This window comes from Archangium sp. (assembly GCF_036388035.1).
Classification (GTDB): domain Bacteria; phylum Myxococcota; class Myxococcia; order Myxococcales; family Myxococcaceae; genus Archangium.
In genome coordinates this window covers 1-2,751 of sequence record NZ_DASVSO010000448.1, presented here as the reverse complement: position 1 = coordinate 2,751, position 2,751 = coordinate 1, and the positions used below count along the sequence as shown (strand labels likewise).

2 protein-coding genes and 1 pseudogene are annotated in these 2,751 nt (G+C 67.7%); 2 read left to right on the top strand and 1 reads right to left on the bottom strand.

The annotated features are described in order from the left end of the window. On the bottom strand, positions 1–1,310 hold a 1,310-nt coding region (locus tag VF697_RS18150), incomplete at its 3' end, for a hypothetical protein (protein WP_331096673.1). 184 nt (positions 1,311–1,494) lie between these two features. Here VF697_RS18150 and VF697_RS18145 point away from each other — a divergent pair. Beyond that, the gene (locus VF697_RS18145) at positions 1,495–1,938 is read left to right on the top strand and encodes a hypothetical protein (protein WP_331096671.1); all 444 of its coding nucleotides are present in this window, start codon (positions 1,495–1,497) and stop codon (positions 1,936–1,938) included. A gap of 113 nt (positions 1,939–2,051) precedes the next feature. Beyond that, positions 2,052–2,751, top strand: a pseudogene (locus VF697_RS18140) (hypothetical protein); the annotation flags it as partial.

The window sequence follows — 2,751 nt, the reverse complement described above, 5'->3', positions numbered from 1 at the left end:
TTCCACCCGGTATCCGGGGGACGGTTCTTCTCCGAGTAGACGATGAACGCCTCGGCGGCGTTCTGGGAGAAGCGGGCGACGGCCTGGGTACCGTCCGCGCCCCGGACATGGGCATACGCGGTGCCGAACGAGTCCAGGTAGTAACTGGAGACCACGCTGTACCCCGTGGGCAGCCGCGAGGGGTAGTTGGCCACCCGGGACCAGACCCCCTTGTTGGTCAGCTTCCACAGCTGCCGGACGGGCCCATCCGCGTAGACCATCTGGAAGCCGTCACCCTTGGCCCGGGCAGTCGACCAGTGCATGTAGTCGGTATCCGGGTTGGAGCGCTGGTCCACCCGAACCGGCTTGTTGGCCCCATCCAGGATGTAGATGTCGGCGGTGCTCGTCGACCTGTCCCCGACGAGCTTGTAGCTGCTGAAGCCCATCTTGATGAGGGCGTAGGGAGCAGGCACCACCGGGAGCCCGCCCTGGGTGTAGTACGTGTCGGTGCTGTTGCACGCGTAGAAGACCTCGCCGCTGGCCGGATGCAGCTTGATCGAGGTCGCATCGCCCGGGCACTTGCTGGTCGGCACGAGCGTGTCGTTGCCGATGGCATTCTGCGGGTAGAGGGCCCGGGTCGAGGTGCTGTCCGCCGTGAACTCATCCGCCGCGGCCAGGTAGACCTTGCGGTCGTCCATGTAGACGAGCCGTCCATCCGGACGGAGCAGCGGCTTGCCCCCGGGCAGGCCCACGAAGAGCCGCATCGGCTGCGACAACGAGGAGAGGGCGGAATAGCTGATCGAGAACTCGTCCCTCTGCAACGAGCCATAGAGGTAGACCTGCCCCGAGGAGAAGCCGGTGAGCGAGCCGGTCGCGTTGGGGTCGACGGTCGGAATGGTGGGCGACGCGCCGCTGCCCGTCTTGCCCGACAGGAGTTGCAGGCCCCGCTCGCCCACGTAGACCTTGGCCGAGCCCAGATTGCCCCGCCAATCCGCGGAGATGCTCGAGACGCCCCGCGAGCAGTTGGGGTCCTTGGCCACCGGGCAGGTGAAGGAGGTGGTGGCCGTGCCGTCGACCAGCGGCGCCAGGGTGTTGTTCCCCTCGTCGCCGAACATGCCCACCTTGGTGGTCAACCGCACCACGCCCGTGCCCTTCTCCCCGTTCGCGTCCACCACGGTGATGGTCACCTCCGTGGAGGCGTCATCGGCGATATGCTGCGGATCGGGCACCGTGACCGTCACCTGTGGCTCCAGTTCCTCGGGCGCGCACGAAGGCCCCAGAATGCTGGCCACCAGCCCACCTGCAATCAACAGCCCCCCTCTGCGCTTCATGCTCACCGCGGCTCCTTGGAATGGGAAGACGGACGCAGTGTCTCGACGACTGGGTGGGCGTTGTCAACTCCGGGGCCTCCCGTACTCGCAGTGGGGGCAGCAGGCTCCGTGGGTAGGCAGTTTGACGTGACGGCGATCGACTTCGATACTCCGCGCCCCGAATTCACCCACACGAGATCGCTCCATGTATCGAAACTGGAAACTCGCCAGCATCCCCGTGGTGCTGGGCCTCGCATTGGCCGCCTGTCCGGGCCCCGAGGAGCTCCCAATTGGCACCCTCAAGGTGACGACCAGTACCAAGCGGCTGGACGGCGAGGGCCAGAGCACGGACGTGTACATCACGGCCGTGGATGAGAATGGCCAGGCCGGCACCGGCACCGTCACCGTCTCGGCCAAGGCCGGCTCCCTCGCGGGCTCCGGCCAGGAGCTCGATCTCCCGCTCGAGGGAGGCAAGGTCAGCACGACCTACACCTGCATTCGCCTGCCCGCGGTGGATTCTGGCTGCAAAGGCTCCATCCGCATCCAGGGCACCTGGAACGACGTGGTGGGCTCCACCAGCGTCATCATCAGCCCCCCGGACGCCGGTACCCCCAGTGGGACGGACGCCGGAACGGACGCGGGGGGCTAAAACCGAGTGAAACGGCTTTCACTGTCAAGCCGTGCCAACCTCCCATTGTTTGACGGATGACACGGGTGCCGAATACTGTCGGCCCCAAGTCTCCGAGGGAGGGGTTTTTCTACATGCAATCCTGGTTGAAGTTCGCTGGCACCTCCGTGCTGGTGTTGGGCCTGTTCGGCTGTGGTGAGCCCGAGCCCGAGGGAGTGGCGGCGATGACGCTGACTCCCTCGCCCCGCTACATCGACGACACGGGGCAGAGCACCACCCTGCGCATCTCCGCCACGGACGCGGAGGGCAAGCCCGGAACGGGCGACGTGCTGCTGACGGCGGGCGCCGGTTTCCTGGGCGCCGACAAGCAGAAGACCCTCACGGTGACGCTCGACGCGCAGGGCAAGGGCACCGCCACCTTCAGCTGCCCGTCCACCCAGGACACGGCGTGCAAGGGCTTCGTGCGCGTCGAGGGTGACTGGAACCAGACCAGCAACGGCACCAGCGTGCAGGTCACCAGCACCACCGGCAGCACCACCAGCGATGCCGGCAACGGCGGTGGTGGCGGTGGCGGCGGCGGCGGTGGTGGTGGCGGCACCGATGCCGGCACCGGCGGCGGCACGGGCGGCACCGATGCTGGCACCGGCGGCGGCACGGGCGGCACCGTGACCGTGGGCGCTCCGGCCAACGTCGTCTTCCTGCCCGCGAGCGCCAAGGCGCAGCTCGGCATCCGCTCCTCCGGCCTGGAGACGGCCACGCCGCTGACGTTCGTCGTGCTGGACCTGGCGAACAACCGCGTGAAGGACGCGGAGGTCACCTTCTCGGTGACCGGCC

What these genes read in the sequence shown, in the direction of transcription:
- VF697_RS18145 (WP_331096671.1), top strand. Translation starts at nt 1,495, where the DNA reads ATGTATCGAAACTGGAAACTCGCCAGCATCCCCGTGGTGCTGGGCCTC.